The sequence below is a fragment of the Nocardia sp. NBC_01377 genome (assembly GCF_045040005.1).
In the GTDB taxonomy this organism is placed as follows: Bacteria; Actinomycetota; Actinomycetes; order Mycobacteriales; family Mycobacteriaceae; genus Nocardia; species Nocardia noduli.
On sequence record NZ_CP109566.1, the window covers coordinates 3,791,783 to 3,817,522 of the forward strand.

The 25,740-nt window shown below is 64.9% G+C and carries 23 protein-coding genes and 2 pseudogenes; 13 read left to right on the forward strand and 12 right to left on the reverse strand.

The features are described from left to right. Window positions 1-11: 11 nt before the first annotated feature. The 5 genes and pseudogenes from OG225_RS17470 (at window position 12) to OG225_RS17490 (ending at window position 5,761) form a co-directional block, all read left to right on the forward strand. Complete coding sequence (locus OG225_RS17470) at window positions 12-767, forward strand: SDR family NAD(P)-dependent oxidoreductase (protein WP_405182630.1); 756 nt, start codon at window positions 12-14, stop codon at window positions 765-767. 1,164 nt (window positions 768-1,931) lie between these two features. After that, window positions 1,932-4,343 (forward strand): nitrate- and nitrite sensing domain-containing protein, encoded by a 2,412-nt coding sequence (locus tag OG225_RS17475; protein ID WP_405182631.1) that lies wholly within the window; start codon window positions 1,932-1,934, stop codon window positions 4,341-4,343. Next, on the forward strand, window positions 4,321-4,749 hold the full coding sequence (locus OG225_RS17480) for a roadblock/LC7 domain-containing protein (RefSeq protein ID WP_405182632.1): 429 nt from the start codon (window positions 4,321-4,323) through the stop codon (window positions 4,747-4,749). The genes OG225_RS17475 and OG225_RS17480 overlap by 23 nt, the downstream gene beginning before the upstream one ends. Before the next feature lie 194 nt (window positions 4,750-4,943). Next, window positions 4,944-5,000: pseudogene (locus tag OG225_RS17485) on the forward strand (hypothetical protein); the annotation flags it as partial. A gap of 191 nt (window positions 5,001-5,191) precedes the next feature. Next, the gene (locus tag OG225_RS17490) at window positions 5,192-5,761 is read left to right on the forward strand and encodes a TetR/AcrR family transcriptional regulator (protein WP_405182633.1); all 570 of its coding nucleotides are present in this window, start codon (window positions 5,192-5,194) and stop codon (window positions 5,759-5,761) included. Window positions 5,762-5,878: 117 nt separating this feature from the next. Here the strand turns inward: OG225_RS17490 and OG225_RS17495 are convergent, their stop codons facing one another. Beyond that, entirely contained in the window at window positions 5,879-6,499 is a 621-nt protein-coding gene (locus tag OG225_RS17495; protein ID WP_405182634.1) for a TetR/AcrR family transcriptional regulator, read from the reverse strand. An 89-nt stretch (window positions 6,500-6,588) separates the two neighbouring features. Here OG225_RS17495 and OG225_RS17500 point away from each other — a divergent pair, with 89 nt between their 5' ends. Continuing rightward, the gene (locus OG225_RS17500; protein ID WP_405181836.1) at window positions 6,589-7,524 is read left to right on the forward strand and encodes a metal-dependent hydrolase; all 936 of its coding nucleotides are present in this window, start codon (window positions 6,589-6,591) and stop codon (window positions 7,522-7,524) included. Beyond that, window positions 7,517-8,677 carry a hypothetical protein gene (locus tag OG225_RS17505; RefSeq protein ID WP_405181837.1) on the forward strand — a complete coding sequence of 387 codons (1,161 nt, stop codon included), beginning with the start codon at window positions 7,517-7,519 and terminating at the stop codon, window positions 8,675-8,677. Before OG225_RS17500 ends, OG225_RS17505 begins: the two co-directional genes overlap by 8 nt. Window positions 8,678-8,770: 93 nt before the next feature. Here OG225_RS17505 and OG225_RS17510 read toward each other — a convergent pair whose 3' ends face one another. Next, a complete protein-coding gene (locus OG225_RS17510; RefSeq protein WP_405182635.1) occupies window positions 8,771-9,700 on the reverse strand; it encodes an LLM class flavin-dependent oxidoreductase in 930 nt (309 codons plus the stop codon). Beyond that, window positions 9,697-10,542: a MaoC/PaaZ C-terminal domain-containing protein gene (locus OG225_RS17515; RefSeq protein WP_405182636.1), complete on the reverse strand. Its 846-nt coding sequence runs from the start codon at window positions 10,540-10,542 to the stop codon at window positions 9,697-9,699. The genes OG225_RS17510 and OG225_RS17515 overlap by 4 nt, the downstream gene beginning before the upstream one ends. A gap of 176 nt (window positions 10,543-10,718) precedes the next feature. Between OG225_RS17515 and OG225_RS17520 the strand changes: the two genes are divergently transcribed. Continuing rightward, on the forward strand, window positions 10,719-11,657 hold the full coding sequence (locus tag OG225_RS17520; protein WP_405182637.1) for an SMP-30/gluconolactonase/LRE family protein: 939 nt from the start codon (window positions 10,719-10,721) through the stop codon (window positions 11,655-11,657). Window positions 11,658-11,685: 28 nt separating this feature from the next. On the opposite strand, the gene OG225_RS17525 is transcribed toward OG225_RS17520, so the two are convergent. Beyond that, complete coding sequence (locus OG225_RS17525; RefSeq protein WP_405182638.1) at window positions 11,686-12,669, reverse strand: hypothetical protein; 984 nt, start codon at window positions 12,667-12,669, stop codon at window positions 11,686-11,688. 214 nt (window positions 12,670-12,883) lie between these two features. Here OG225_RS17525 and OG225_RS17530 point away from each other — a divergent pair, with 214 nt between their 5' ends. After that, window positions 12,884-13,273 carry a hypothetical protein gene (locus OG225_RS17530; protein WP_405182639.1) on the forward strand — a complete coding sequence of 130 codons (390 nt, stop codon included), beginning with the start codon at window positions 12,884-12,886 and terminating at the stop codon, window positions 13,271-13,273. Window positions 13,274-13,329: 56 nt separating this feature from the next. On the opposite strand, the gene OG225_RS17535 is transcribed toward OG225_RS17530, so the two are convergent. Next, on the reverse strand, window positions 13,330-13,797 hold the full coding sequence (locus OG225_RS17535) for a MarR family winged helix-turn-helix transcriptional regulator (RefSeq protein ID WP_405182640.1): 468 nt from the start codon (window positions 13,795-13,797) through the stop codon (window positions 13,330-13,332). A gap of 97 nt (window positions 13,798-13,894) precedes the next feature. On the opposite strand from OG225_RS17535, the gene OG225_RS17540 reads away from it, so the two are divergent. After that, window positions 13,895-15,337 carry an MFS transporter gene (locus tag OG225_RS17540; protein ID WP_405182641.1) on the forward strand — a complete coding sequence of 481 codons (1,443 nt, stop codon included), beginning with the start codon at window positions 13,895-13,897 and terminating at the stop codon, window positions 15,335-15,337. Window positions 15,338-15,540: 203 nt separating this feature from the next. Here the strand turns inward: OG225_RS17540 and OG225_RS17545 are convergent, their stop codons facing one another. Continuing rightward, window positions 15,541-16,806, reverse strand: coding sequence for an ABC transporter substrate-binding protein (locus OG225_RS17545; RefSeq protein WP_405182642.1), 1,266 nt, complete (start codon window positions 16,804-16,806; stop codon window positions 15,541-15,543). A 725-nt stretch (window positions 16,807-17,531) separates the two neighbouring features. Here OG225_RS17545 and OG225_RS17550 point away from each other — a divergent pair. The 3 genes and pseudogenes from OG225_RS17550 to OG225_RS17560 all read left to right on the forward strand — a co-directional run. Next, window positions 17,532-18,065, forward strand: coding sequence for a nuclear transport factor 2 family protein (locus tag OG225_RS17550; RefSeq protein ID WP_405182643.1), 534 nt, complete (start codon window positions 17,532-17,534; stop codon window positions 18,063-18,065). Next, window positions 18,062-18,847 (forward strand): SDR family NAD(P)-dependent oxidoreductase, encoded by a 786-nt coding sequence (locus OG225_RS17555; RefSeq protein WP_405181851.1) that lies wholly within the window; start codon window positions 18,062-18,064, stop codon window positions 18,845-18,847. Before OG225_RS17550 ends, OG225_RS17555 begins: the two co-directional genes overlap by 4 nt. Window positions 18,848-18,854: 7 nt before the next feature. Continuing rightward, a pseudogene (locus tag OG225_RS17560) lies at window positions 18,855-19,124 on the forward strand (LLM class flavin-dependent oxidoreductase); the annotation flags it as partial. Here the strand turns inward: OG225_RS17560 and OG225_RS17565 are convergent. The 6 genes from OG225_RS17565 to OG225_RS17590 form a co-directional block, all read right to left on the reverse strand. Continuing rightward, entirely contained in the window at window positions 19,076-19,429 is a 354-nt protein-coding gene (locus OG225_RS17565) for an LLM class flavin-dependent oxidoreductase (RefSeq protein ID WP_405182644.1), read from the reverse strand. The pseudogene OG225_RS17560 and the gene OG225_RS17565 sit on opposite strands and share 49 nt — an antisense overlap. 147 nt (window positions 19,430-19,576) lie before the next feature. Continuing rightward, window positions 19,577-20,347, reverse strand: a complete 771-nt coding sequence (locus tag OG225_RS17570; RefSeq protein ID WP_405182645.1) for an SDR family oxidoreductase — start codon at window positions 20,345-20,347, stop codon at window positions 19,577-19,579. A gap of 125 nt (window positions 20,348-20,472) precedes the next feature. Next, window positions 20,473-21,912 (reverse strand): aldehyde dehydrogenase, encoded by a 1,440-nt coding sequence (locus OG225_RS17575; RefSeq protein WP_405182646.1) that lies wholly within the window; start codon window positions 21,910-21,912, stop codon window positions 20,473-20,475. 75 nt (window positions 21,913-21,987) lie between these two features. Next, the gene (locus OG225_RS17580; protein WP_405182647.1) at window positions 21,988-23,184 is read right to left on the reverse strand and encodes a thiolase C-terminal domain-containing protein; all 1,197 of its coding nucleotides are present in this window, start codon (window positions 23,182-23,184) and stop codon (window positions 21,988-21,990) included. Then, window positions 23,181-23,624, reverse strand: a complete 444-nt coding sequence (locus tag OG225_RS17585; RefSeq protein WP_405182648.1) for a Zn-ribbon domain-containing OB-fold protein — start codon at window positions 23,622-23,624, stop codon at window positions 23,181-23,183. Before OG225_RS17585 ends, OG225_RS17580 begins: the two co-directional genes overlap by 4 nt. A gap of 1,018 nt (window positions 23,625-24,642) precedes the next feature. Next, on the reverse strand, window positions 24,643-25,725 hold the full coding sequence (locus OG225_RS17590; protein WP_405182649.1) for a phosphotransferase family protein: 1,083 nt from the start codon (window positions 25,723-25,725) through the stop codon (window positions 24,643-24,645). Window positions 25,726-25,740 lie beyond the last annotated feature (15 nt).

A 25,740-nucleotide genomic window follows, 5' to 3' on the forward strand; every position in this document is an offset into this window, starting at 1 on the left:
AAGGAACCACCGTGGCTCGGCAACTGGCCGATCAGATAATTCTGGTGACCGGCGCGACCGGCTCGATCGGCTTCGAGATAGCGGCCCAGGCGGCGGAATCGGGGGCGACGGTCGCGGTGCACGGTTCGCGCGCGGAACGGGTGGACGATGCCATCGCCCGCCTATTGGCCCGAGTACCCGACGCTCGCCTCATCGCGGCGCAGGCCGACTTCCGGACCGTTGACGGGATCGAGCGAATGGTGGACGCGGTCGTCCGGGAAACCGGACGGCTGGACTCGCTGGTGCACTGCGCAGTGGCCGGCGCGCCCGGCGTGGTCGGCGTGTTCGCCGACACCGATCCAACCGCGTTCGTCGAACATGCCGGACTGGTGATCGGCAGCTTCCAGCGCCTGTGCGCGGCAGCCCTGCCGCACCTGGCGCGCGAGGGTGGCACCATCATCGGTTTCGCCTCCGACGCAGGGCGTTTCGCCGCCGCACGGCAGTCACTGGTCGGTGCCGCCTTCGGTGGCGTCATGACCTTCGTCCGCAATCTCGCGATGGAATCGGCACGCGATCGAATCCGGGTCCACTGCGTCTCACCGAGTTTCGTCGAAGGCACCAGGGCATTCCAGGCGCACGCCGGGCGCGCCGCCACCGCCGCGAGCAGGGCAGGACTCGGCCTTCCCACCCCGGCCGACATCGCTCCCACCGTCTTGTTCCTGTGTGGCCCCGCCGCGACGAAGATCACCGGACAGGTCATCAGTATCAACGGCGGTCTGAACGTGTGACCCCGATGGCGGCGAATCCGTCTGCGGGTACCGACACCCCCGCCGCGGCGCGATGGGCCAACAAACGGTCGATCAAAGACTGCGGCCGGATGCCGTTTCTCCTCTTTCGAGATCACGCCGGGACCACATTGGACCTTAATACGGTATCGAATACAGTATCCGAGATCACATCAGTGATCGACAGTGCGCCCACCCGGGGTGACGGCGCGGATTTTCGCCTGCCTGTTCGAGTCATAACCATCGGTTGTCATACCGGTTGTTGGACCTATCGTGATTAGGGTCACACACTGGAATCGCCGGTCCGCCACGATGTGGGTCGGACAGATATGCGACAGGCGAGGGAGACAAGGGATGCGCACCAGAATCGAGGACGTGGTCGACTTCTTCGCGAAATGCCCGCGATGCGGCTACCACGCAACCGCCACGCAGACGATACGCGAGACCGACTCGGGCAGGATCGAGACCGAGATGCAAGCCACGTGTGGACTGCCGTGCGGCTGGCATCAGACGATAAGCGGCAAACCGCCTGCACCGGAACGAGCCCCGCGGTGAAAGTTCGGAGTCGGCCGGGCGACGCGTCGCCCGGCCGACCACCACCATCGCTTACGGAATTCGCAAGGGACACTGCCTCACTGCGACAGCCGGGTAGGGTCACGGCAGCCTGATCGGACACATCGATCCCGGCTTTCACCCCCGGTCCCGACAACCCCGCCCGCCGACGCCGATGGCTCCGAGCCTGGCTGTCCTCCGGCATGGCCGATGATCCTCTCGTCATCGAAACCCTCGCCGATCGGTTCTGCGCATTCGTCCACACGGATTGACCGACCCCGAGAACTTCCCGGCCCAAATGGTCCGCCGCGCATCGGTCGCTCCCGGAATCCCGAGCGATCATCTTTCCTTCGAGAGATTGCTCGAATAGTTGCCGAAAGGCGACTGCATCTCAATACTGTTCCAGATACCGACTCCAGTATCGTATCGAAGCCCAACTTCCCGGCCCGCCGAGCGGCCCACAGCAGATCTCGGACGACTGCGGCTGTGGCGGCCGCGCGAGGAGAACACCACTGATGACATCGCGAGCCGAGTTCGATCCGACCTCGAACGCACCGAACCTCTTCACCCGCTCGACGAGCGATCCTCTCATCGGCACGTCGTGCGGAACACCGCATGCCTGAACACGAGGAAGCGTCGGCGGACCGGGCGTCGGAAGAATCGAAAGCGCGACCGACACGCTCCTATCCGCTGCGAATGCGCTCGCCGCGACCACTCGGCATCCGCACCAAGATTCTGGCGATCGCGATGATTCCGAGTCTGGTGCTGCTGATCATCGGTGTCACCGCCGCGGCCGTACTGGTCGAGCAGGGGACCGAAGTCGAGAACTACGCCAGCGCACAGGCCGACAACCTGGCCATCACGAGAACGCTCGTGACTGCGGTCCAGCATGAGCGCAACCTCTCCATGTGGCGCCTGGCGGGCGAGAAGATCGATCCAGTCGAACTGAACGCGGCCCGAGCCGACCTCGACAGCTCCATCGAAACTCTGGTCACCGCGCGATCGGCATTCGATAACCTGGGCGCCGCCGCGCTGGAAGACACGTCGGACGCTTTCCAGCGGTTGCAAACTCAACTTCCGATACTTCGCGCGCGAGTCGACTCCGGCGCCATGCCGACCGAGGATGTGTACCGCTTCTACGGGGGACTCCTCGAGGGCGTCTTCAAATTCGGAGTCACGGTCATCGAGCAGAGCGCGCCCGACGCGTCTTCGGCTCTACAGCTGAAACAGAGCTTCGATCTGCTCTATGTGATGGAGTCCTTGTCACAGACCGGCGCGCTGACCGCCGCGGCCGTCAGCCCGGAGAGATTGCCCGCTCATCTGGCCACTATCTATCGCAACCTCGTCGGCGCCTATCACACCGGTCTGACGCGCGTGCACGACGAACTCGAACCCGAGTTCGCACAGCGGATCGACAATCTCATTGCGACGCAGGCATGGCAGCGGCTGACCTCGACAGAGGAGGCGGTGTTGCACCCGGCCTCGCTCACGTCGAGAACGCCCACTCCGGATCCCGTCGGATTCGCGGAGTGGCGCGAAGCCGCGGCCGAGGTCGACGGTCAGTTGATGACGGTGTGGGTCGACCACGCCAAACAGACGCAACAGCGAGCCGCCGACACAGGGTCCCGCAATGCGCGCCGGTCCGTCCTCGCCGGCGCCGCCGTCGTCGTGTTCGCGCTGGCGGTGCTGATGCTGTCGGCATGGTTGGCGAACCGGCTGATCGGCCGCTTGAAGCGGCTACGCAGGGAAACGCTCGCGGTGGCCGAGGTGCAACTGCCCGACGCCATGCTCCGACTCGGCCGAGGCGAGACTGTGGACGTGGACTCCGCGGTGCCGCACCTGGATTTCGGCAGCGACGAGATCGGCTCGGTCGCTGAGGCTTTCCGGATCGCGCACACCGCGGCGATCGCCGCCGCCGTGAACGAGGCCCGCACGCGCTCCGGCATTCGCGCCGTCTTCATGAACATCGCACGGCGCAGCCAGACAGTGGCACATCGGCAGTTGACCATCCTCGACGAGGCCGAACGCAATCAGGAGGATCCCGCCCTCCTCGACATCTTCTTCCGACTCGATCACCTCGCGACCCGTGAACGCCGCAACGCCGAGAATCTGCTCATCCTCGGCGGTGACCGACCGGGACGTCAGTGGCGACACCCGGTGTCGCTGATGGAACTGGTGCGCGGTTCGATCGCGGAGTCTGTCGACTACACCCGCGCACAGCTCGGGATATTCCCTGATTTGCTCATCGTAGGCGCCGCGGTGGCCGACCTGATTCACCTGCTGGCGGAACTGATCGACAACGCCGCCTCGTTCTCTCCCCCGCACAGTCGCGTGCACGTCGCCGCCAACGCGGTCGGCAAAGGCGTCGTGGTGGAGATCATCGACCAGGGCGTGGGCATGACACCCGCGGCGATGCGAGTAGCGAACGAGACACTGGGCAGCCCACAGGATTTCGGCCTCGCCTCCCTGACCACCGACTCGCGCCTCGGCCTGTTCGTGATCTCACGACTCGGCAATCAATATGGGATATCGGTCCGCTTGACCGAGTCCGACTACGGTGGCGTTCGCGCGATCGTGCTCGTTCCGACTGCGCTGATCTCCTCAGAACGGGTTGCCGACGAAAACCTCACCCGAGCGGGATCGCCCCTGCCCGCCGCGCACGACGCACGCGACAGCACCTCCGTGCGCGCCGCGCCGACGACACCCGATACCGTGCACACGACGACGGTGTCGCCGACGTCCCGCGATGAGGATCCCGGGCATACCGCACCGTGGGTGGAGGTGGTGCCCCCCTCGAACAGCGGCACCAATCCGCCCCTACCACGTCGCAACAGGCAAGCGAACCTCGCTCCCGAGTTGGCCGAGACCAATGTCGCTCCGGAACCGCGAGTTCCGACACCACGTACCGCCCAGCAAGCGCGAGATCTGATGTCCGCCATCGAGAACGGGACGAGAAGAGGCAGGCTCGCCGACTTCCGTCCGAACACTGTCGAAACGGAGGGTAATGATGGTTTCCACATACGGTGACCTCGGCTGGCTGCTCGATGACCTGGTCGAGCGCATCGACGGTGTCCACTACGCGGTGGTGCATTCCACCGACGGTCTGCTGCTCGGCCGGTCTCGATCGACGCCACGCGACGACGCCGAACACCTCAGCGCGATGTCGTCCACGCTCTATGGACTGGCGCGCAGCGCAGGTTCCCGATTCGGCGGCGGCAACGTCCGACAAGCGGTCATAGAACTCGACTACGCTGTGCTGCTCGTCACCGCCGCGGGCAGCAATGCATGTCTGGCAGTCCAGGCCGGGGAGACGGCCAACCTCGGAATAGTCGCCTACGAGTTGAACGTGACCGTCCAGCGTGTCGGCGATCACCTGTCCACAGCGGCACGCCAAGATCCGGCACAGCGGACACCGTCGAGTAGGGCGCTCTGAGATACCCGTGCGAGAGGAACCGTGTGGGGATCACCTCGGCATCGCCGTCCGATGACTACGACGATGCCCGGGCCGACCGGCCAGCGGCGGCGAGTCTCAGGACGGCACCGTCGTCGCGGCGATCACACGCCCGGTCCGGCCGACGGGCCGACGCACGCCGCAATCACGAGCGGGTGACCATCGCGGCGCTGGCCGTGCTCGCCGAGAAAGGTTGCGGGGCTTCCATTGTCGATATCGCCCGCCACGCGGGCGTCGGCAAGGCCACCGTCTACCGAAGTTATCCCACCAAGGCCGATCTCATCGCGGCGGTCGCGCGGCATCACGCGATGTGGCTCGAAGAGCGTATCGAGCGAGCCGCCGGAGGCGACGACGCGTTCACCGCGTTGCGTGATCTGTTGTTCCACCTGTCCACCGAGCTGGCAGCGGACCGATCGTTCGCCGAATGCCTCCCCCACGCGAGGCCGCGATGCGATGTGTCGCGCAGAAGGGCCCCGCCGAATTCACGCTTCGCGACGTCGCGACCGATCTCGGGGTCATGCGCGCGACCATCTACCGCTACTACGCCAGCACCGATGAGTTGTTCACCGCGGTCGGAAGGGTAGAGGTCATCACCTTCATCGAGGATCTCACCGAGCATCTGCGCGATATCGACGATCCGGCGGGCTGGGTCGTCGAGGCACTGACGGCCGCTATCCTCCGGCTACCCGTCAAGCCGGGTCTGACTTTGTTGCTGGCGGCCGGAAGGGCGGGCACGTTCACGCGCGGCATCACCTCGGCCTCATCCATGAGATTCGGCAGGGATCTCTTCGAGCGCAGTCCGATCGACTGGAGCGCCGTCGGCTACGACGACCGTAGACTCGATGAGCTCATCGAGTTGATGCTGCGAACTCTCCAGTCGATGGTGATCGACCCGAGGGACCCGCCGCGCACCGAATCCGAATTGCGGGAATTGTTCGAACATTGGATCGCTCCCACGGTCAGGCATCAGGTGATGACCGTCAGCCGCTCCTGAGGCTTTCGCATTCTCCCTACCTGCCAGACTCGGATGCCCGTGTTCGTCGCCGACGACATCGCGCTGCGCGTGCCCGCGGACGGGCCACTGCTGCGCACCGGGATCGACCCGGCGGCGTCATCGCCCGCCGGGGCCGCTGTTGTCGCCGGCCCGCAGCGCGGGACCGATCCATCGGCTCAGATAGGTGCGTAGATCGGTACCGCGCTTCGGCGGCTCCGCGGGGGCTACGACCATGGAATGGATTGTTCGAAGCAGGAACTCGGCCAGTTCGTCGAGTCGTTGCCGATCGTATCCGTCTGCGGTCCAGTCGATTTCGGAAGTCTCCAAAACCTTGCGGGTGTATACGATCACGTCGCGACGCAGTATCCGCCTGCCGAAGTAGTCAGCGGGGTCGTTGGCCAGGACCAATGCCAGCAGCGGCTCGTCGGGTAGACGCTCGATGATGAGCGCCACCATCTCGGTGATCTGGTCGGCCACGTCGGTGATTCGCATGGTGGCTTCGATCTGGGCCATGAAACCGATCAACGCCACCTCGGCGGCTGCCGCGAACAACTCCTGCGTGCTCGCGAAATAGCGGTACACGGTCCGACGTGTGATCGCGAGTTCTTCCGCGACACCGGACAGCGTCGTTGCGGCTGGACCGTGAATCTCGATGCAGCGCAACGCCGCATCGAGGATGCGTTTGCGCGCGTCGTCGTCATCGTCGGGCGGCAGACCGCCCCATCCCTTACGTCCCATGTGATGGTTGACACTCCGCCCCTGGTCGACTATCACTGTACAAGATACACGAAATGACATTGTGTGTCTTGATATACGAAGGTGTGATAGTGACCGATCTCGAGATCCGCCGTGCACAATTCGACTTCGATGACGACGTCCCGTTCATCTGGAACCCCGGGAATCCCGCGTTCTCGTTCTCGATGAACGCCACCTCGATCATCGCGGTCTGCTTCGAGAAGATGATCGTCGCGGCAGTGCAGGAGGCCCTGCCGCTGATCTCCGATACCGCCGTCGCCGCGGAAGCCGACGCGTTTCTCCGTCAGGAAGCCCAGCACGCACGCTCCCACCGCAGGCACTTGCAGGCACTGAACAGGCGCTATCCGGGCCTGCAGGAAACTCTCGACGCCGCGATCAACCACTACGACAAGCTGACCGCGACCACCCCGCTGGCATACCGGCTCGCCTACATCGCCGACCTCGAGGCGACCTTCACGCCCTCGATGAAAATGATGCTCGACAACGAGGCCCTGCTGTTCAGGGGCGGCGACGATCGCGTCGCATCACTGTTCCTGTGGCACTTCGTGGAAGAAGTCGAACACCGCAGCTCGGCATTGATCATCTACGACGCCGTCGTCGGCAAGCCGTGGTACCGCGTGCGAGTATTGCCCTCCGTCGTGAGACATCTCGGCGAAGTGATAACGATCATCGCCGACGGAGTGAACGACAGTGTCCCCGAGGACGAGCGCGGCGTCGATGCCGGGGCCATGATGCGAACGGTACGCATGCGACGGGCCGTGCGTCGCTGGTTGCGTCTGGACCCCCCGGATCCGGACGCCACGCCACCGTCGTACGCCGGCATCAGGCGCAGAGAGAAGATCATCGCGGTGGTCAACGTTCTGTTGAGCCAGACACCCTTCCACAAGCCCGCGAACTCGCCCCTGCCCGAGTTCGCCGATCGATGGCTTGCCCGCTATCGAGCCGGTGACGACGTATGGCATTGGTACACATCGGAACTCGCAGGGAAAGACGGCAACCGTGGCTGAGCAGTGTAATCCCATCTTCGACTCCATAGCGCGATCACTGGGCGGGTTCAGCTGCCACGACGCGGCCGCGGTGGTCGATTTCCGCAATCCCTTCGGGCTGTCGAACTGGACCCTGCCGATTATCGAGTGGATGATGGTCCTCGGCGCGGTCCTGGCATTGGTCCACGCCTTCCGTAGACTGCGCCGCGACGGCGACCCGACGAACCTGGCGCTGTGGTTCGCGCCGATCATCTACTCCCTGGTGATCGAGATACCGGAATATTTTCCGAATATCTTCCATCTCGAAGACACCGTGGGCGTCATATTCGCGCACAACGTCTTCACCGTCCAGTTTCTCTTCGACCGACTGCCGCTCTACATCGTGGCGCTGTACCCAGCACTCACCACGCTGGCCTACGAGATCGTACGCAGCCTGGGCGTATTCCAGCGCCGACGAGGAATCCTGATCGGCGCGGTCTGTGTCGGATTCGTGCACCACGTGCTCTACGAGATCTTCGATCAGCTCGGACCCCAACTGCGCTGGTGGGCATGGAACACCGACAACAAGACCAATCATCCGATGCTCAGTTCGGTCCCTATGACCAGCGTCTTCATGTTCGCCACGGTCGGGCCCGCGGTCGTGGTCTTTCTCGTCCGCACGCTGGTGACCCGTCGAGTCCAGCGCGGACCCCGCCCGGGGCGCGCGCAACTCGTCCTGCGCACCGTTCTCGCCGGGATACTGGTTCCGGTCGGTGTCACCATCTTCAGCATGCCGTCTCAGATCTTCGGCGGCGACGACCCGAACACCACCGCGCAAGCGTTCGTCTTGTCCCTCGAACTGGCCGTGTTCGCAGCCATCGCCATCCCGGTACTGACACAGCAGTGGCTCCTCGCCCGACGCGATGCCCCCGACGGCATCGAGATCCCGAATCGATTCGTCGCCACCTTCGGCAGCATCTACCTCGTCACCATGCTGGTGCTGTGGATCGGCGCGCTCCCCGACTACTTCGATGCGACAGCGGGCAGGACAAGCGACGGCACACCCACCGGCAACCTGCTCTACGCCGCCGTATGTATCGTCCTCGCCGCACTCTGCGTCGCGGCCGCCGCAGGCGTCACCATCCACCGGAACAACACCGCCGAAAAGCCCCGGGCGCCCAGAGTGGAAGCGTGACCGAACCCCCGCCGAGCGGAACCGGAGGTGGGAAGTTTCGTTCGCGTGCTGCGGATCCTTCTCTGCGACAAGAGAGGGATCCGCAGCGGCATCCTACAATTCACCGATCACCGATTCCGCCAACAGTTCCAGGGTCTGGTCCGAAGCCCGGTCGTGTGTGAAGAGGATGACTTGGTCGAATCCGAGATCCTGCAACTCTCTGAGCCGATCGACGATGACCGGCGGTGTGCCGATCAGTCCTCCTTCACGCAAACCGAAGCCGGGGTCACCGAACCGCCGTTCCGCTGTCTCACGGACTTTCGGCAGGGCGGCGTCGTCGGGCGCGAGCCCCATCACGACCTCCACCGACATCCCGATGGTGTCGGGATCACGGCCGATCCGCGCGCATGCGGACCGCAGCGCGGCGACTTTGCGCTCGAGTTCGCCGAGAGCGTAGGTCGGTACGTTCCAGATGTCGCCGTACCGAGCGACCAACGGCAAGGTGTACTTCTCGCCTGCCCCACCGATGATGACGGGGGGCCGCTGGACCGGCCCGGGAGTGATCGGCATGTCCCGGATCGTGAAGTGCTCGCCGGCGAAGTCGATTCGGCCACGGGTGAACGCCTGGTCCAAGATCTCGACTGTCTCTCTCAGCCGGCTTGCCCGCCATGCGGGACGGCCCCATTCGATACCTGCACGAACATGTTCGTCTTCGATGGAGCCACTGCCGATCCCCAACTGCAACCGCCCGCCTCCGGAGATCTGGTCGAGCGTCGTGGCCATCTTCGCCAGCACCAGCGGGTGGCGAAACTGATTGCACAACACCAGGTGTCCGACCCGAAGCCGCTGCGTGTGCGCCAGCAGGGCGGTAGCCAGAGTCCACGCTTCCAGTGAGGGGACATCTGGTTTCGCCGGGCAGTACAGATGATCGTAGAGCCAGAGCGACCCGATCCCGAACTCCTCACAACGCAACGCCCGATGCAGGATGTCCTGATATGTGAAGGCCATCTGAGGAACGTAGACGCCGATGTCGAGGGCGCTCATGATCGTAGTTCCAACCGCCCCTGCGTGATACGCAGTTCGGCGTTGGCCGCGGCTTCGAAGGCGAACGTCCGAGGGTCGATTCCGTATACCGAGATGGTGAGATCACTGCCGAGCGGTGTGGGCGAAGCGAACCGGACCGCCACTCTGCGCACACGGCCGGGATCATCGACTCCGATCACATCCAGTACGCCGCGGGCGCACACACCCATCGTCCAGAGGCCGTGGGTGAACAAGTAGTCGAATCCGGTCGAGCGCGCGGCATCGAGCTCGAAATGATGGGCCGACCAGTCCCCGGAAATCTCGGCGTAGCGGGTGGTCACCTCGCTGTCCACGTACTGGGTTGCCGATCCGAGCGGATTGCCGCGCGCGGTGTCGGGGAAGTGGTGATCCCGCGGCGCCGATCCATGATCGGCCAGGCAGCGCACGCCGAGTAGCAGTGTGGTCCACCATTGTTCGACCACCAGACGGCCGCCGGTATCGAATTGTTCGATGTGCAGCACCACTCGAGTGCCTGGTCGCGCGGACCGTATCGAGGTGATTTCGGACCAGCTCTCCAGCGACTCACCGTGGCTGAGCGGCCGATGCACGACCAGGTCGTGTTCGCCGTGCACACCTCCGATCGCCTCGTGCCACACCTGCGCCGGAAGGTCACCGTTCGCCGCTGCCTGGGCGTCGAAGACCTCGGTAACCGGATAGACAGCGGGCACAGCACGACCGGCCGACACCGCCGCCGACCGATCACCGGTCACGGCCGCGTAAGCGGCGATGCGATCGCTCGTCAGTCGGCAGTGAAAGGGACCGTGCCGGTCGATGGAAACTGTCGTCGAGCCACTATCGGTCATCACGCCACCTCGGTCCATGCGTACCCGCGTCATCGAGCTTCTTACGGGAATTAGATTCTTGTTCTATTGTAGGTTCTGCCGCAGACCCGAATGGCCCTGGCGATGTTGGTCATCCTTCGCGGAGGCTTCGACGTCACTGCGCCCGCGGGTGACGTAGCGATCCGGAGAGTTGTCACATGCCAAGAGAAATGGCCGACGCGATGGTCGCGGCCCGAATCGTCGACGCTCGCCCGGTCGCCCGCGGCCTGTCCTGGCCCGAGTGCCCACGATGGCACAACGGCGTCCTCTGGTTCACCGACATGTACACCGGCACCCTGAAGACCGTCGACAGCTCCGGCGTCGTTCGGGTCGTCGTCGACAGCAGCGCGCGCGCCGCGCGCGCCGACGTGCCGATCGTGCTCGGCGGTTTCGGATGGCTGCCCGACGGCCGTCTCATCGTCGTGTCCATGTACGAAAGGCTGTTGCTGGTTTGCGGCGGGATGGAAACCCCGGGTGGGCTATCGGTCTACGCGGATCTGCGCGATCTGGCGCCTTTCCCGATAAATGACATGGTTGTCGCGGCGAATGGGCAGGCCTACGTCACCCAGCTGGGATTCGACTTCTTCCACGGTGAGAAGCCGGCGCCCTCGCCGATCATCGTGGTCGATCCCACCGGAAATGCCCGCGCCGCAGACTCGGTAGCGCCATTGATGGGGGGCAACGGTATCGCCATTTCCGGCGACGGACGCAGGCTGTACGCAGCCGAGGCGTTCGCCAACCGAATCGCCGCTATGGATTTGGACGCGGATGGCGTTCTCTCCAACAGCCGTGTATTCGCCGAATGCCCCAGCCTGCCGGATGGTATCGGGCCCGATGCCGAGGGAGGGGTGTGGGCCGCGATGCCAGGAAGCGGATACGTCGCACGATTCGTCGAAGGAGGGGCCATCACCGACGCGGTGGCTGTGCCGCTCGAAGCGGGCCTCGGTTCGGCCTGCCTGCTCGGCGGCCCGCACCACGACAGCCTCTACGTCACCGTCGGCGTCGAGGTGGCGGACTTCGGCAAATCCGCGCGTGACGCGGCGGGCAGCATCTGGGCCGCCGACGTCGGTTTCCGCGGAGGGGCCGGTCGTCCCTGAGTCCACACGGCACCCGTGCACGGACGGATCATTCGCGCGCGGCTTCGAGCAGAGCCGCGCGGGTGGTCAACTTGACGCGCGGCCGACCGCTCGCGTCGCCCGCTGTCGTTTCGGCCCGATCGATGGCCTTCCAGCCGTCGCGGTCGACCAGATCCGACTGGCGTTCGGCCAGTAGGGCTTTCAACGTCTCGCGGCCCGCCCGAGGTGGCGCGAGTCTGCCGGTCGAAAAATCCGAGAGCAGATGTTCGACGGTCTCGACGGAGTCGGTCCTGTTCGATCCGATGACTCCTCGCGGGCCGCGCTTGATCCACCCCGACACATAGACGCCGTGCACCGGGCTGCCATCCGGGCCGATGACCCGCCCGTGCTCATTCGGGACGACGCCGCGCGCCTCATCGAACGGCAGGTCCTTGACCGGGGTGCCTTTGTACCCGATCGCTCTGAGCACCAGCCCCGTCTCGATCGTCTCGGTGCGCGCTGTCGGGCGGGCGACGAGCCGGCCGCGGTCCTCGATCAGCTCGTTGTGCACGAAATCCAGCGACTCGACCCGGCCGGTTCCGCGCAGTGCGACGGGAGATCCCAGGTAGCGGAATACGATTCGCTTGTTGACCGACAGTTCGGGCGCAGGCATGGCCCCGTACTCCTGCGCGAGGGTGTACTTCATCGCGAGAGCCGGCTCGGCGTCGGCGGCATCGAGCAGCGCACGGCTGGTGTGATCCAGCTCGAGGTCCGCCGGATCAACGACGATGTCGATATTCTCGAGGTGCGCCAACGCCAGGAATTCGGGAGTCGTATAGGCGGCCTGCAGCGGACCTCTTCTCCCCAGCACCACGACCTCACGAATGTTGCTCCGCCGCAGGGCTTCCAGAGCGTGATTGGCGATATCGGTGGTCGCGAGGTGATCGGGGTCGACCGTGAGTACCCGGGCGACATCGAGGGCCACGTTGCCGTTGCCGACGATCACCGCTCGCTCCCCCGACAGGTCGAAGGTTGTCGAGATGTTCCGCGCCACGGGCTACGGGTCGGCTTCATTCGGCCGATTCACACCGTTTCGAGATACCGTTGTTGATACGGTATCGCAGTACAGCAACAGTAGTGCACTCGGAACCGTCCCGGTTATCGATGCCGTCGGACGACCCCGCCTCCGCACGAGCGCGGCCGGCCGGCCGGCTGAAACAGCCCGGACAGCGCGCTCGGGTGTTGCGCGGCGGCGGATCGGAAAGTCGATGAAGACCGAGGTGGTAGCCCTCGTCAGCGGACGATCGGCGCGGCGGCGCGCCGTTCTCGAGTGGGCCGGACGATACGTCGGGCCGCACGGATTGGTTCATGTCGTCAGCGAAGCCGGACCGAGTTCCCTCATCGCGTGCACGCTCGCGGTCAGCGGCGTCATCTACGACATGACCGAACCGGAGCACACGTATTTCCTGGAAGCGGCCGATACCTTGGCCGAACACGGGTGCGGATGGCGGTGGTACCACGCCCCGGTCGGCGCGCGCCTACTCGCCGACACTGTCGCCAGGCGTTACGGCATCGCCGTCATGGCCATTTCCCGCAGTGGCGTGCTCCAACGCCCTTCCGTCAGATTGCAGTTCGCGCACGCCGAACCCGGCGATTGACTCCGGTGCGAGTCCTGCCGCTCGCGGTCCCCGGGCCGGCTCTCATCGGCCTCGCTTCAGACGTCTGCGCGCACGATCTCTCCGAAGACATCGACGAACCGGTCGAAAAGGTCCAGCAGCCGTTGCGCGTCCGCGGGATCGAATCGGGCGATCGCGAGGTCGTAGGACTCGAGAACGTCGCGGACCTCCTCTTCGAAGGCCGCCAGCCCCGCCTCGGTCGCCTCGATCAAATGGGCACTCTGGGCGGAATTCCGGTATCGGCGCAGTAGGCCCGCTGCCATTGCGGCGTTCACCTGGCGATTCACGGTCGATCTCTCCAGCCCGAGATCGTCGACGATACAACGCAGGGTCCGCGGGCGGCGATCGCTGAACAGCCACAGCAGCCTCATATCGGCGGTCTTGATGGTCGCCGCCTGCTCCTGATGGCGACGGTGCCGCTCCAGCTGGGCCACCGCCCCCGCGAGACGCCGACTCGCGAGCGTTCCCGCCTCTCGCAACTGGCGCTCGGTCGTGCGTTCCGTCATTCGACCACCTCTTCGATACGCCCCACGCGGAAGCATGTGTAATATGCACATTGTAGCCGATGTGTAATTTACACATACCGACCCCGAAGGGTAGCGAATGCAGTCGACTTCAACGGTCGTGACGGGTGCCGCAACGGACGCGCCCACAAGCAGACCCGTCATCGCGTTGCTCGTTCTGGGCTTCTCGAGTTTGTCCGTATCACTGATGCAGTCGCTGGTCATCCCGATCCAGACCGAACTGCCGCACCTACTTTCGAGTACCGCGAGCAACACCTCGTGGGTGGTGACCGCGACTCTTCTCGCCGGGGCGGTCGCCATGCCGGTCGCCGGTCGTCTCGCCGATATCGTCGGGAAGAAGCCGGTTCTCGCCACCTCCGCGGTCATCCTCGCCGTGGGTTCGCTGATCTGCGCGTTGTCGAACTCGCTCGCACCGATTCTCGCCGGACGCGTGCTGCAAGGTCTCGCGATGGGCTACATACCCGTGGCGATCAGCTTCGTTCGCGAGCTCGTTCCGCCGCGCATGGCCAACACCGCGACCGCTTCGATCAGCGCGACATTCGGCGTCGGCAGCGCGCTCGGACTGCCATTGGCCGCGTGGATCGCGCAGAGCCATGATTGGCATGACCTGTTCTGGTTGGCGACCGCGCTGGCCGTGGCGATGTTCGCCCTCACCTACTCGCTGATCCCGCATGTGCACGATGCGCACGGAGCCAGGCTCGATGTGGCGGGCGCACTCGGATTGGCGGCGGGTCTGGTCGGCGTCCTCGTGGGAGTCACCAAAGGCAACGACTGGGGATGGAGTGCCGTGAGCACGATCGGCCTGATCGTCGGCGGTGTCGTGGTCCTGCTGTTGTGGGGCGCGTACGAACTGCACCACGACGACCCGCTCATCGACCTGCGCACCACCGCGAAGCGGCCCGTCCTGCTGACGAATATCGCCGCCGCACTGGTCGGCTTCGGGTTGATGGCCCAGTCGATCGTCGTGCCGCAACTGTTGCAGATGCCGGTATCCACCGGATACGGGCTCGGCCAGACCATGCTCAGCGCCGGACTCTGGATGGCGCCCGCCGGAGTGATGATGCTCGCGTTCGCGCCCGTTTCGAGCACGCTGCTGACACGATTCGGTGGCCGTGTGGCGCTGAGCACCGGAATCGTGGTCCTGGCCACGGCCTACGTATTCGGCGCGGTCTTCATGAACTCCCCCTGGCAGCTCATGCTGGTGACCTGCATCGCCGCGGCGGGAGTCGGCATCGGCTACGCCGCCATGCCGACCCTCGTCCTGGAGAACGTTCCGGTATCCGAAGCGGCCTCCAGCGTCGGCTTCAACTCCCTGATGCGCTCGACGGGAACCGTCGTAGCGGGCGCGGCGATGGCTGTCATCCTGACCAGCCGGACGAGCGTGCTCGCGCCCGGCGCCGCGGAGGTCCCGACCGTCGACGCGTTCCGGTTGTGCTTCATCGTCGGGGCTTGCGCGGCCGCGACCGGCGCCGTCGTCGCGCTGTTCATCCCGCGGCGCACCCCGACTGCCTCGCGGCAGTGACATTTCCGCCGTGGCACGAACTCTCGACCGTACCGGCAGGTCAGGGCGGGACAGTACGTGGTGCGCCGGAGCGGCCGCCTTCGCCGACCGCATCGCCCTTTGACCTCGAGATCACCGATGAGAGGTGGGCGGCGATCAAAGCCGGGCGGCCCGAACCGCCGGTGGTGGGAACCACCGGCGGTTCCCACCACCGGTGTCGTGGTTCAACTTCCGGGCAGTTTGAACAGCGACGGGGTGAGGGTGACCTTTCGGAAGTCGGTCAGGCTTCCGTCCTTCGCCGGGGTGGCGACGATACCGTCACTGCCGCAGGCGTTCGGAGAGAGCGGAAGCTGTTTCCCGTTGCACTGGTAGGTGATTCCGGCGCCGAGAGGCAGCGGCAGAGGCGGCGCCGACTTCACGGCCGCCACCACATCGGCCGGTGTCACATCGGTGACCTTCGACGCGTTGAGAGCCTGGATCAATGCCAAGGTCGGCTGCCAGCCGTATCCGGCTGTCGGCCCGAATCCGGCGTTGTCACCGTACTTGGCCAGGGCGGCGATGAAGATCTTCGAGTCCGGTGCTTCAGGATCGTAGTTTCCGGAAGTCGAGACCCGCATTCCCTCGTAGCCGTTGGGAATCGAAGAGCCGGTGCCGACGGTGATGCAGCGGTCGGGGATGGCGATGGCGGCCTTCGGCGCGACTGTACGAATGGCCCGCAGACTGCTCACACAGAACGCGTCACTGCCCAGTACCATGAATTGACCGGGGTTGTTACCCGCTGCCGTGGTGATCTGCGGTGCCATATCCGCTGTACCCGGCGGAATCGCCACGACCTGCGCACTCACACCGGCATTGCCGTAGACGATCCGGCCGAGTCCCTCCGCCGCGCCCTGGATGCTCGGCAGCGCGGCCGCGATGACCGCGGCCTTCGTCGCACCGACCTCTTGAGCCTGGACGGCCGCGATGCCGAAGAGCGACATTCCGTTGTAGAAGCCGAACACCCCAGGAGTGCTGAGCGCCTTCTGCGTGACTCCACTGAACATGAACAGCGGGATCCCGGCCGTCGCGAGCGTATCGACGGCGGCATCGATGTTGACCACAGCTCCGACGACGACAGCCGAGACGTGCGCCTGCACCATCTGATTGGCACAGTCGGTGGTAGCGGCGGGCGTAGCCGCTGTGACACACGTCTTGAGGTCGATGGGGCGACCGTTGATACCGCCGAGGTAATTGTTGGCATACCCAACAGCGGCTTGGGCACCTCGCGCTTCATCCGTCGTATCCGCGAATTGAGACTTGCCATCGAGTAGGAATCCGATAGTGACCGGGGCTCCGGTCGCCTTATTGGGTGTACCCAAGGACGATTCGTCCGCCGAGGGCGCTCCCGACGCCGAGCCGTCGTCCGAACTACACCCTGACATCACTACTGTCAGAACCACCGACATGGCGGCTATGGCAGCCGCGAGGCGGCCTCTTGTCGTCGATCGCATCTTTTCTCCTACGTCAGCACAACTTCGCCGTAATCGGCGTATTTCGACGCGGCATCGGCCCACTTCGGGCACGCCGACAACGCGTTCGCTCTGTCGGTCTCCGGACCGCCGCGTCTACGCTCTGTCCGATAGCGGTGGATTCCAGTGGAGAGGGCGCATCCGGCCCGGTCGAGGCCGAAGAATGCGCTCCGCCGGACACGAAGAACCCACCTTCGGCACAACAGCACGCCGGGCCGAGCAGATCCACTGCGCCGCAGTGGAAACCGACCCGCGATCGCGACTTTAACATGAAGGACCGGCGACTGGAGGCGGATACCGTATCAAATACGGTATCAATATGCCGAAGTGCGCGGGCGGTCCGCGATCCTTCTCGGACCAGCGGCGTGGCGATCACCTGATCAGCGGGCCCGGCGCAACCGGTCCCCGATCGCCCGAGACGGCATCGCCGGGCCGACTCGGCGGCACCACCAACCCAGTCGAATGAACATGAGCGTAGACATTTGAATGGATATTCGGATAGTTTCCTATGAGCGGTTCCTGGTCAAGTCCGGTCGGACCGCGCGAAGCAGCGGACCGTGACACACCCGGGCGGCACGCACCGCGCGGCCCACCTGCGCTGCCACCCACCACACTGGCCGGCAAGTGACGTCGACGCGGCGAACACCCGCGTGCTGAGCCCGCGAGCCCTGAACCCATCACGAATATCGCCTACCAGGAAGCGAGATATGACCGCGAACAGCGACCTCCCAGGACCACGCACAGGCACCGAACTCGATGAGCTTCTCGCGCGGGTGCGTCGCCTCGAGGACGAGGCCGCGATCAATCGGCTGATCATGACCTACGGTCCCGCCGCGGACGCGGGTCTGACCTCTTTCGCGGGTGGGCTGTGGCTCGAGGACGGCCTCTACGACTGGGATGCCGACGGGCAGCCGTACCAGGGCAGCGCCGAGGTCGACACCATGCTGCAGGCCGACCTGCACCAGAGCCTGATCGCCGCGGGCGTCGCGCATTTCGCCGGACCACTGCTCATCGACCTCCAGGGCGATGAGGCGACCGTACTCAACTACTCGCTCATCATGCGACGCGAGGAGGACCGCTCCTTCCTGTGGCGGGTCAGCGCGGTCCGCTGGGAAGTCGCCCGAACCGATAACGGATGGCGGGTACGCAGGCGCACCAATCGACTTCTCGACGCGACCGGGGGCGGACTCCGCTTGTTCCGGGACTCGCTGACCGAACTGTTCGAGGACGTCACACAGTGAGCACCGGGAGACTGGCAGGCAAAGTCGCGATCATCACCGGCGCCAGCACCGGCCTGGGGCCGGTCATGGCCGAGAACTTCGTCCGCGAAGGCGCGCGGGTGCTGCTCGCCGCGCGCCGGGAGGAACTCGTCCAGCAGGCCGCGAAGGAAGCGGGTGACGGTGCCATCGCCATGCGCGTCGACGTCACGAGCGAATCCGATGTCGCGGCGATGGTCGCACGCGCGATCGACGAGTTCGGGCACGTGGACATCCTCTGCAACAACGCCGCCACACCGGGAACCGACCTGTGGATCTGGGAGCAGACGCTCGAGAACTGGAACGCCACCATCGCGGTCGACGTCACCGCGGCGATGCTGTGCACGCGCGAGGTCATCAAACAGTCCATGCTGGCACGTCGCTCGGGCGTGATCCTCAACTTCTCCTCCACCGCCGCCTACAACGGCATGGAACGCAAAACGCACTACGTCACGGCGAAAGCGTCGCTGCGCGCGTTCACCAAGACCGTCGCGCTGGAGGCGGGACAGCACGGCATTCGCTGCAACTGCATCGTCCCGGGCAGCATCGACACCGAACTGTGGCAGAACTGGGTGAAGAGAATCGCCGACGAACAGGGGGTCGATGTCGAAACCCATCGCGCCAACCTGCTGCGATCGGTGCCGCTGCGCGATATCTCCTCCACCCAGGACGTCGCCAACCTCGCACTGTTCCTGGCCAGCGACGAAAGCCGGACGATCACGGGCCAGTCGATCCCCGTCGACGCCGGCGGGTACATGCAAGGATGACGAAACGATGACAGTGAAACTCTCAATCGTCACCCCGGTACTGTCGTTGACCAAGGGCGCCTACGGCCCCTGGGAGGTCACCGGAACCCTCGAGGATGTCGCACAGGTAGCCGAGACCGCCGACCGTCTCGGCTACCACCACCTCACCTGCAGTGAGCACATCGCGCTCCCCGCCGAGGCCCTGGACCGGCGCGGCGCGCGCTACTGGGATCCACTCGCGACGTTCGGCTACCTCGCAGCACGGACAAGGCAGATCCGTTTCGCGACAGAGGCTCTCGCCACCGTCCACGCCGCACTGGGTTCGACGTAGCCCACGAACCGGCCACCGACCGCTTCCTGCACCGTGCGCACCTGCTGGGCGAGCGCGAACGGCGAGCGCAGCGGCATCGGCACGACCGCGGTGCCCAACTCGATCCCGCCCACCTCGCGACCGGCCAGCGCCGGCGCGGTCAAGGTGTCCTGACCGCCGAGCATCGGCGCCCAATGGCCGCCGAGCCCGACGTCGGCGGCCCGACGCACCTCGGCGACCACAGTTGCCACCGACCCGACATCGGTCGTCGCGGAATGAATGGCAGTGCGCAAGTGAGTCCGGCTTCTCTGGATCCAGTGGTTTTCGAAGCTTGTTCGACTACCCAGGGCGGGGTCACAGGATGGCCGGAGTACAGGTTTCGGTTTCTCCGGGCTACACCACCGCCATCACGACCAAGACCGACCGGTAGGAGCGGAAGGCTATTTCGGTTGGAAGCGCAATGCGCCGTCGATGCGCACCACCTCACCGTTGATGTACGGATTCTCCAGCAGATGCTGCGCCAGATTCGCGTACTCGTCCACCGTGCCCAACCGCTTCGGGAACGGCACGGTCGCAGCGAATTTCGCCAGGCCCTCCTCGCCTATCCGCTCCATGATCGGGGTTCGCATGGTGCCCGGCGCGATGCTGTTGAGCCGGATGCCGACCGCACTGAGGTCGCGGGCGCCGGTCAGGGTCAGCGCGATCACCCCGCCTTTGGCGGCGGAGTAGGCCGACTGCCCGATCTGCCCCTCGAACCCCGCGATCGAGCTGGTCATCACGATCGAACCGCGCTCGCCGTTGTCCTTGGGGTCGCTCGTGGCGATCTTCGCCGCCGCCAGCCGCAAAACATTGTAGGTACCGGTGAGGTACAGCGCGACAGTGTCGGTGAATCCCTTCAGCGTGTGGGGGGTGCCGTCTCGGTTGACCAGTTTCTCCCGCACCCCGAAACCGCCGTGCGCGATAACCGAATAGCGCAGCGTGCCCAATTCGTCCGCTGCCGCCAGCGCCTCCTGGACCGAATCCTCGTTCAGGACATCGGTCCGGACGTATACGGCCCGCTCACCGAGTTCCTCGGCGAGCGAACTCGCCTTGTCATCGGCGAGGTCTGCGATGACAACACCGGCGCCCGCCGCGTGCAATCGGCGCACGGTGGCCGCTCCCAAACCGCCTGCGCCGCCACTGACCAGTACGACTTCACCCTCGAAAAACACGGTATTGCTCCTGGTGAGTTGGGAAGGATTCTCGATCCGCGATATGCGACACCTGGTCGACGCGAACGAAGGCTCTCATGGCTGCTGCTACACGGGTAGTGAGGTGCGCCGGGAGGTAGCGTGACCTATTTCGGCACTGTGATCGTCTTCGGCTCCAAATACGCGGCAAGACCTTCGCACCCCATTTCGCGGCCGAGACCTGAGTTCTTGACGCCGCCGAACGGAGCCGCCGGATCGAGTGACAGCGCGTTTACCGAATAGGTGCCGGTACGAATGCGACGGCCGACCTCCACACCCCTGTCGATGTCCGCCGTCCACACCGTGCCGTGCAGGCCGAACGCCGAGTCGTTGGCGATGCTGATCGCGTCTTCCTCGTCAGTGTAGGGAATGAACGCGACGACCGGTCCGAAGATTTCCTCCTGGGCGATCCGCATGTCCTTGTTCACATCGCGGAATACGGTCGGCTGCACGAACCAGCCTCGGTCGAGGCCTACGGGTCGACCACCCCCGACCACAGGTACCGCGCCTTCCCGCTTACCGATCTCGATATAGTCGAGAACTCGATCACGCTGACGTTCGGAGATCAGCGGGCCGATGAATGTGCCTTCGTCGAAGGTGTTGCCGACCGGCAGTTCGGCCGCGATACCGGAGTACAGCTCGACAGCCTCGTCGTACCGATCGCGCGAGACGAGAATACGCGACTGCGCGGTACAGAACTGACCCGACAGCGACATGCTGACGCCGATCAACTGTGGCACCGTCGCGGCCAGATCCGCGTCATCGAGCACGATCGCGGCCGATTTGCCGCCCAGTTCGAGAGTCAGACGTTTGAGATGAGCACCGGCGAGACCGGCGATCCGCTTGCCGACAGCGGTGCTGCCGGTGAACGCGATCTTGTCGATCCCGGGATGGGTGACCAAAGCCTCCGATGCTTCCGGCCCTGCCGCAACGACATTGAGGACACCGGCCGGCAATCCGGCCGCGTGCGCTGCCTCGGCCAGCAGATAAGCGTTGAGCGGGGTCTCGGGGGCGGCCTTCAATACCACGGTGCAGCCTGCGGCCAGGGCAGGCGCCACTTTGAGCATGGCCAGGAAGAAGGGGACGTTCCACGGGGTGATCGCGGCTACCGTGCCGACCGGCTCCTGCCGGACCAGGGCGGGTGAATACAGGCCCTCGACCCATGTCTCCACTTCGAAATTCGCGGCCATGTCCACGTAATACCGCAGGACATCGAGCCCGTTGTCCACTTGAGCCGGCCGCAAGAGCCGCTGCGGCGTGCCGTTCTCGGTTCCGATGACGTGTGCGAGTTCGTCGGCCCGGTCGGTGAGCTCTCTCAGAAGGGCCCGCATTGCGTCGGAGCGCTCATCCGGACGCATGCGCGGCCACGGTCCGTGATCGAAGGCCGCTCGCGCGGCACCGACAGCAGCGTCGATATCCGCGGCATTGGCGTCCGGAACCTCACCGACGATTTCCGTACTGCTGGGCGAGTGAACCACCAGCAACCGATCAGATCTCGGGGCAACCCAGTTACCGTTGATGTAGACGCTTGCGCTTGTGGTCCTCACGAGACCGCCTCGCCCACAGAGATCGTTACCGAATCGTCCGGCACACGGCCGTCGATCGTGCGACAAAGCGACTCGTCAGGCATCCGTCGGCCGGTCGAGGATGTGCACCGCACAGGACGAGCCGAGGCCGACGACATGTGTCATACCGCGACGGGCGCCATCGATCTGACGGTCACCTGCTTCACCTCGAAGATGAGTCGTGACCTCGAAGATATTGGCCAGCCCCGTCGCACCGAGTGGGTGCCCCTTGGACACCAGTCCGCCCGACGGATTGACCGGAATGCGTCCGTCACGCCGCGTTGCGCCGGAATGGAAGAAGTCGGCTGCCTCGCCGGGCCCGCACAGTTGAAGGTTCTCGTAATGCAGGAGCTCCGCGGTGGCGAAACAATCATGCAACTCGACCAGATCGAGATCGCCGGGGCCGACCCCCGCTTGCAAGTAGGCTCGCTTCGCGGCAAGAGCGCTCAGGGTGTTGAGGTCGGGCACGACTTCCGAACCTTCGGACCACGGATCGGAGGTCAGGATCGACGCCGCGATCCGAACCGCACGCGCGCGTGCCGCGGGACCCAGTCGGCGCAGGAAGTCGTCGGTCACGACGACAGCGGCCGCCGCGCCGTCGCAGGTCGGTCCGCACATGAGAACCGTGTTGGGGCTCGTCACGACAGGAGACGCGAGGATCTCGTCCAGGGTGTACGCCTTCTGGTACATCGCGAACGGATTGTTCACCGAGTTCGCGTGGTTCTTCTCGGCGATCTCGGCGAATACCTCTTCCCCGGTGTTCGGGTAGCGCCGAACGTAATCCATTGCCGCGTGCGAGAACAGCGCGGGCATCAGATTGGTACCCAGAACACCTTCGGTGGCCGCGACGGCACCCGAGCGCCCCTGCGCTGTGTAGGTGTCGGGCCAACGCGACGTCATCCCGAGCAAGCCCTTCTTGCCCATCTGCTCGGCGCCGACGGCCAGGCCGACCTCCGCCTCACCGGCAGCCAGCGCCACGCAGACGGTCCTCAACGCCGTCGCCCCGGTAGCGCACGCGTTCGTGACGTTGTAGACCGGAATACCGTACTGGCCGAGCTGCTTCTGGACCTCCTGCCCGATACCTGTGCGGTTCATGGTCGATCCCGCTGCCAGAATCTCGACCTGACTCATGGCGATGTCCGCATCGGCCAGCGCTCCGGAGCACGCTTCGAATGCCAGATCGACATCGTCTCGGTCCGGGAATCGGCCGAAGTTCGTCATCGCGACACCGAGAACCCATATGCCTACCGTCATCGAGTCGCCTCGTTCGTGAGTCTGAATACGAAGGTATGCGCGACCGTCCCTGCCGCATCGGTCCCCAGTTCCGTCGCGGCAAGTTCTACCGATTTATCCAAGACATCAGGATTGACGGATGCCGGGTCGATACCGACGAGATTGCTCTTGACCAACAATCCCCCACCGAGATCGACGACGCAGGACACGAACGGAGTCGTGACGTTCGGCGCGTTTCGCCACACCACAGTGTAGGTCTTCACGGTTCCCGAACCCGATACCGCCAGGCGGCCGAAGGCAGTGCCGCCGCAACGACCGCAGCCGTTGCGGCGTTCCAGATAGCGTGCGTCACAGCTGTCACACACCCACGCCAGCAAATGGGGCGACGAAGCTTCCGGCACAAAGTAATTCACGACCGGGACCACCGCCGGGCGGGCGTCCGAACTCGCAGCGGTCGTCATCGCTTGCTCCACTCACGGATGAACCGCCGGAACGGGTGGACACCCCAGTTGTCCTCGTCTTCGCCCACGAGATCGATACCGTCCATCGTCCACCGGGTCTGGCATTCCCACACCAACAGATTGGGATAGAGATTCGCGCAGAAGCTGTTGACGTTCGTACCTTCGATGTGCGCGGTGCGGCCCTTCACATCGACCAGATCGATCGTGAGCGACAGCGGATGCCCATCGGTAGGATCACGTTCGACAATGGTCCGTCGCGCTTCACTCAGTTTCGCGGATTCACCGTCGCGGTAGAGGATTCCGTCCAGCAAGCGATAGTCGAGGAAATGGTCGTCGACGTTGCCGGACAACACGAAGAACCCGTCATCGGAGGTTCGCGACGTTCCCCACGTGTAACCCATCGAGTCGAACGGGCCGACTCCCTGTCCGAACTGCGTACGCGCCGACCATGTCCGATCACGGAAACCGACTCCGTCGACTTCGATGGTCTCACCATTCAGGACCAGGGTCCCTCGGATGCGCCCGGGCTGGTCCATGTGTGTCTTCGTCGCGGCCACATTCGGGGGCACGATAGCTTCCCAGACCACGTCGAGGTGCACGTCGCCGCCATCCGGGCAGTCGAAGCCGATCTCGTATTTGTGCAGCGATTCGAGCGTCTTGTAGCGGATTCCGTTCGGTAGCCGCACGTCGGTGAGCGGTTGGCTGGGGAACGGCAGGTGCCAGAAGTTCTTGTAATACAGACAGTTCCACCACTGGTCGCCGGTGTCGTCCCAGATGTACACCCCGGCCGAGCAGACGCCGAGATTGGGCTGGAAGAACGGATATAACTGGATCGTGATCTTGCGGTCCGGGATGACGAGTGCGAACCAACTCGTCTCGGTCCAGAAATAGTCCAGAGTCTTCGGTACGTGAAAACCGTCGTCGGCGACGAACTTCGAACCGAATGACTTCAGTTTCTCGATCATGGCGTCATCAGGCACAAGATACTCCTCAATGTATTCGCGGCGCCGCGGTGCGCCTAGGCTCCGAGCGCTTCGCGCAGATGTGGCAAGGCGATGTTGACGGCGGCGATATCGACGCCGCCGGGTATCTTGCCCTGCTGCTTCGACTGCACCAGCAGCCGATGTATCTGGGCCGCCATCTTCGCCAGCGAGAACAGATACCACCATTCGGTGCCGACGAGCCCGCGTCGCAGGATCTCCGGGTAGGCCGCGAGCGTCTCCTCGTGCGACAGGAAGCCGTCGATCCGCGACACGGAGGAATCGACGCCCGCCAGAACCGCATCGACGGCGAGTTGACCGAGGAGATCCTCCTCGGCGGCACTCACACCGCAGAGCTCCCAGTCGAGCAGCGCCACGACTTCGAAGTCGCGGAACATGATGTTGCCCAATTTGGAGTCGCCCCAGCAGATGGACAGACTCTCGGGCCGAGGCGGCAACGTCTTCGCGAGGATGTCCCACGCGTCCATCAGCTGTCGCGGCGGCGGACCGGTCTCCGACGCCCACACGGTGAACTCGCGCCACTGCCGGACGCGTTGCGCCGCGGGATCGGCATCGAGCGGCATGCCCCAGCGGGTCGTCGTCAAATAGGGGAAGTGGGTGGCCACCTCGAGGCGGTGCAGTCGGCCCATCGCCTCGAGATTCGACAGCCACATCCGCCGCCGCTGTTCCACGGTGGCGTCGAACACCCAACCGGTCGAGTGATAGGACAGGGGGGATTCGTCGGGCACGAGCCCGTCGATCCTGTCCATCACATAGAAGGGCGCGCCGAGGACCGACGTGTCGGCCTCGAACCAGCGAACATTCGCGACCGGCACATCGGAATGGTCACGCAGGTCGCGTTGGATCGCCGCCATCCGGTCGATCGGGTACTCGGGGAACAATCCCGGACCTCGGGGCGCCGCCTGGACGACGAGCGGCACGTTCGTCGCGTCGACGGTGGCCTCGACCATGATGGTGTCGTTGGAGAATCCGTGGCCACTCGGCGCGGCGACGTCCAGGTCCTCCAACTGCCGGCCGGGAAATCGCTGTGCCAGCCAGGGATGCAGCGCCCGGTCCAGTTCCTCGACATCGCGCCGCTTGGATACGACCTGCTCAGGCAATTTTCCTCCGATAAC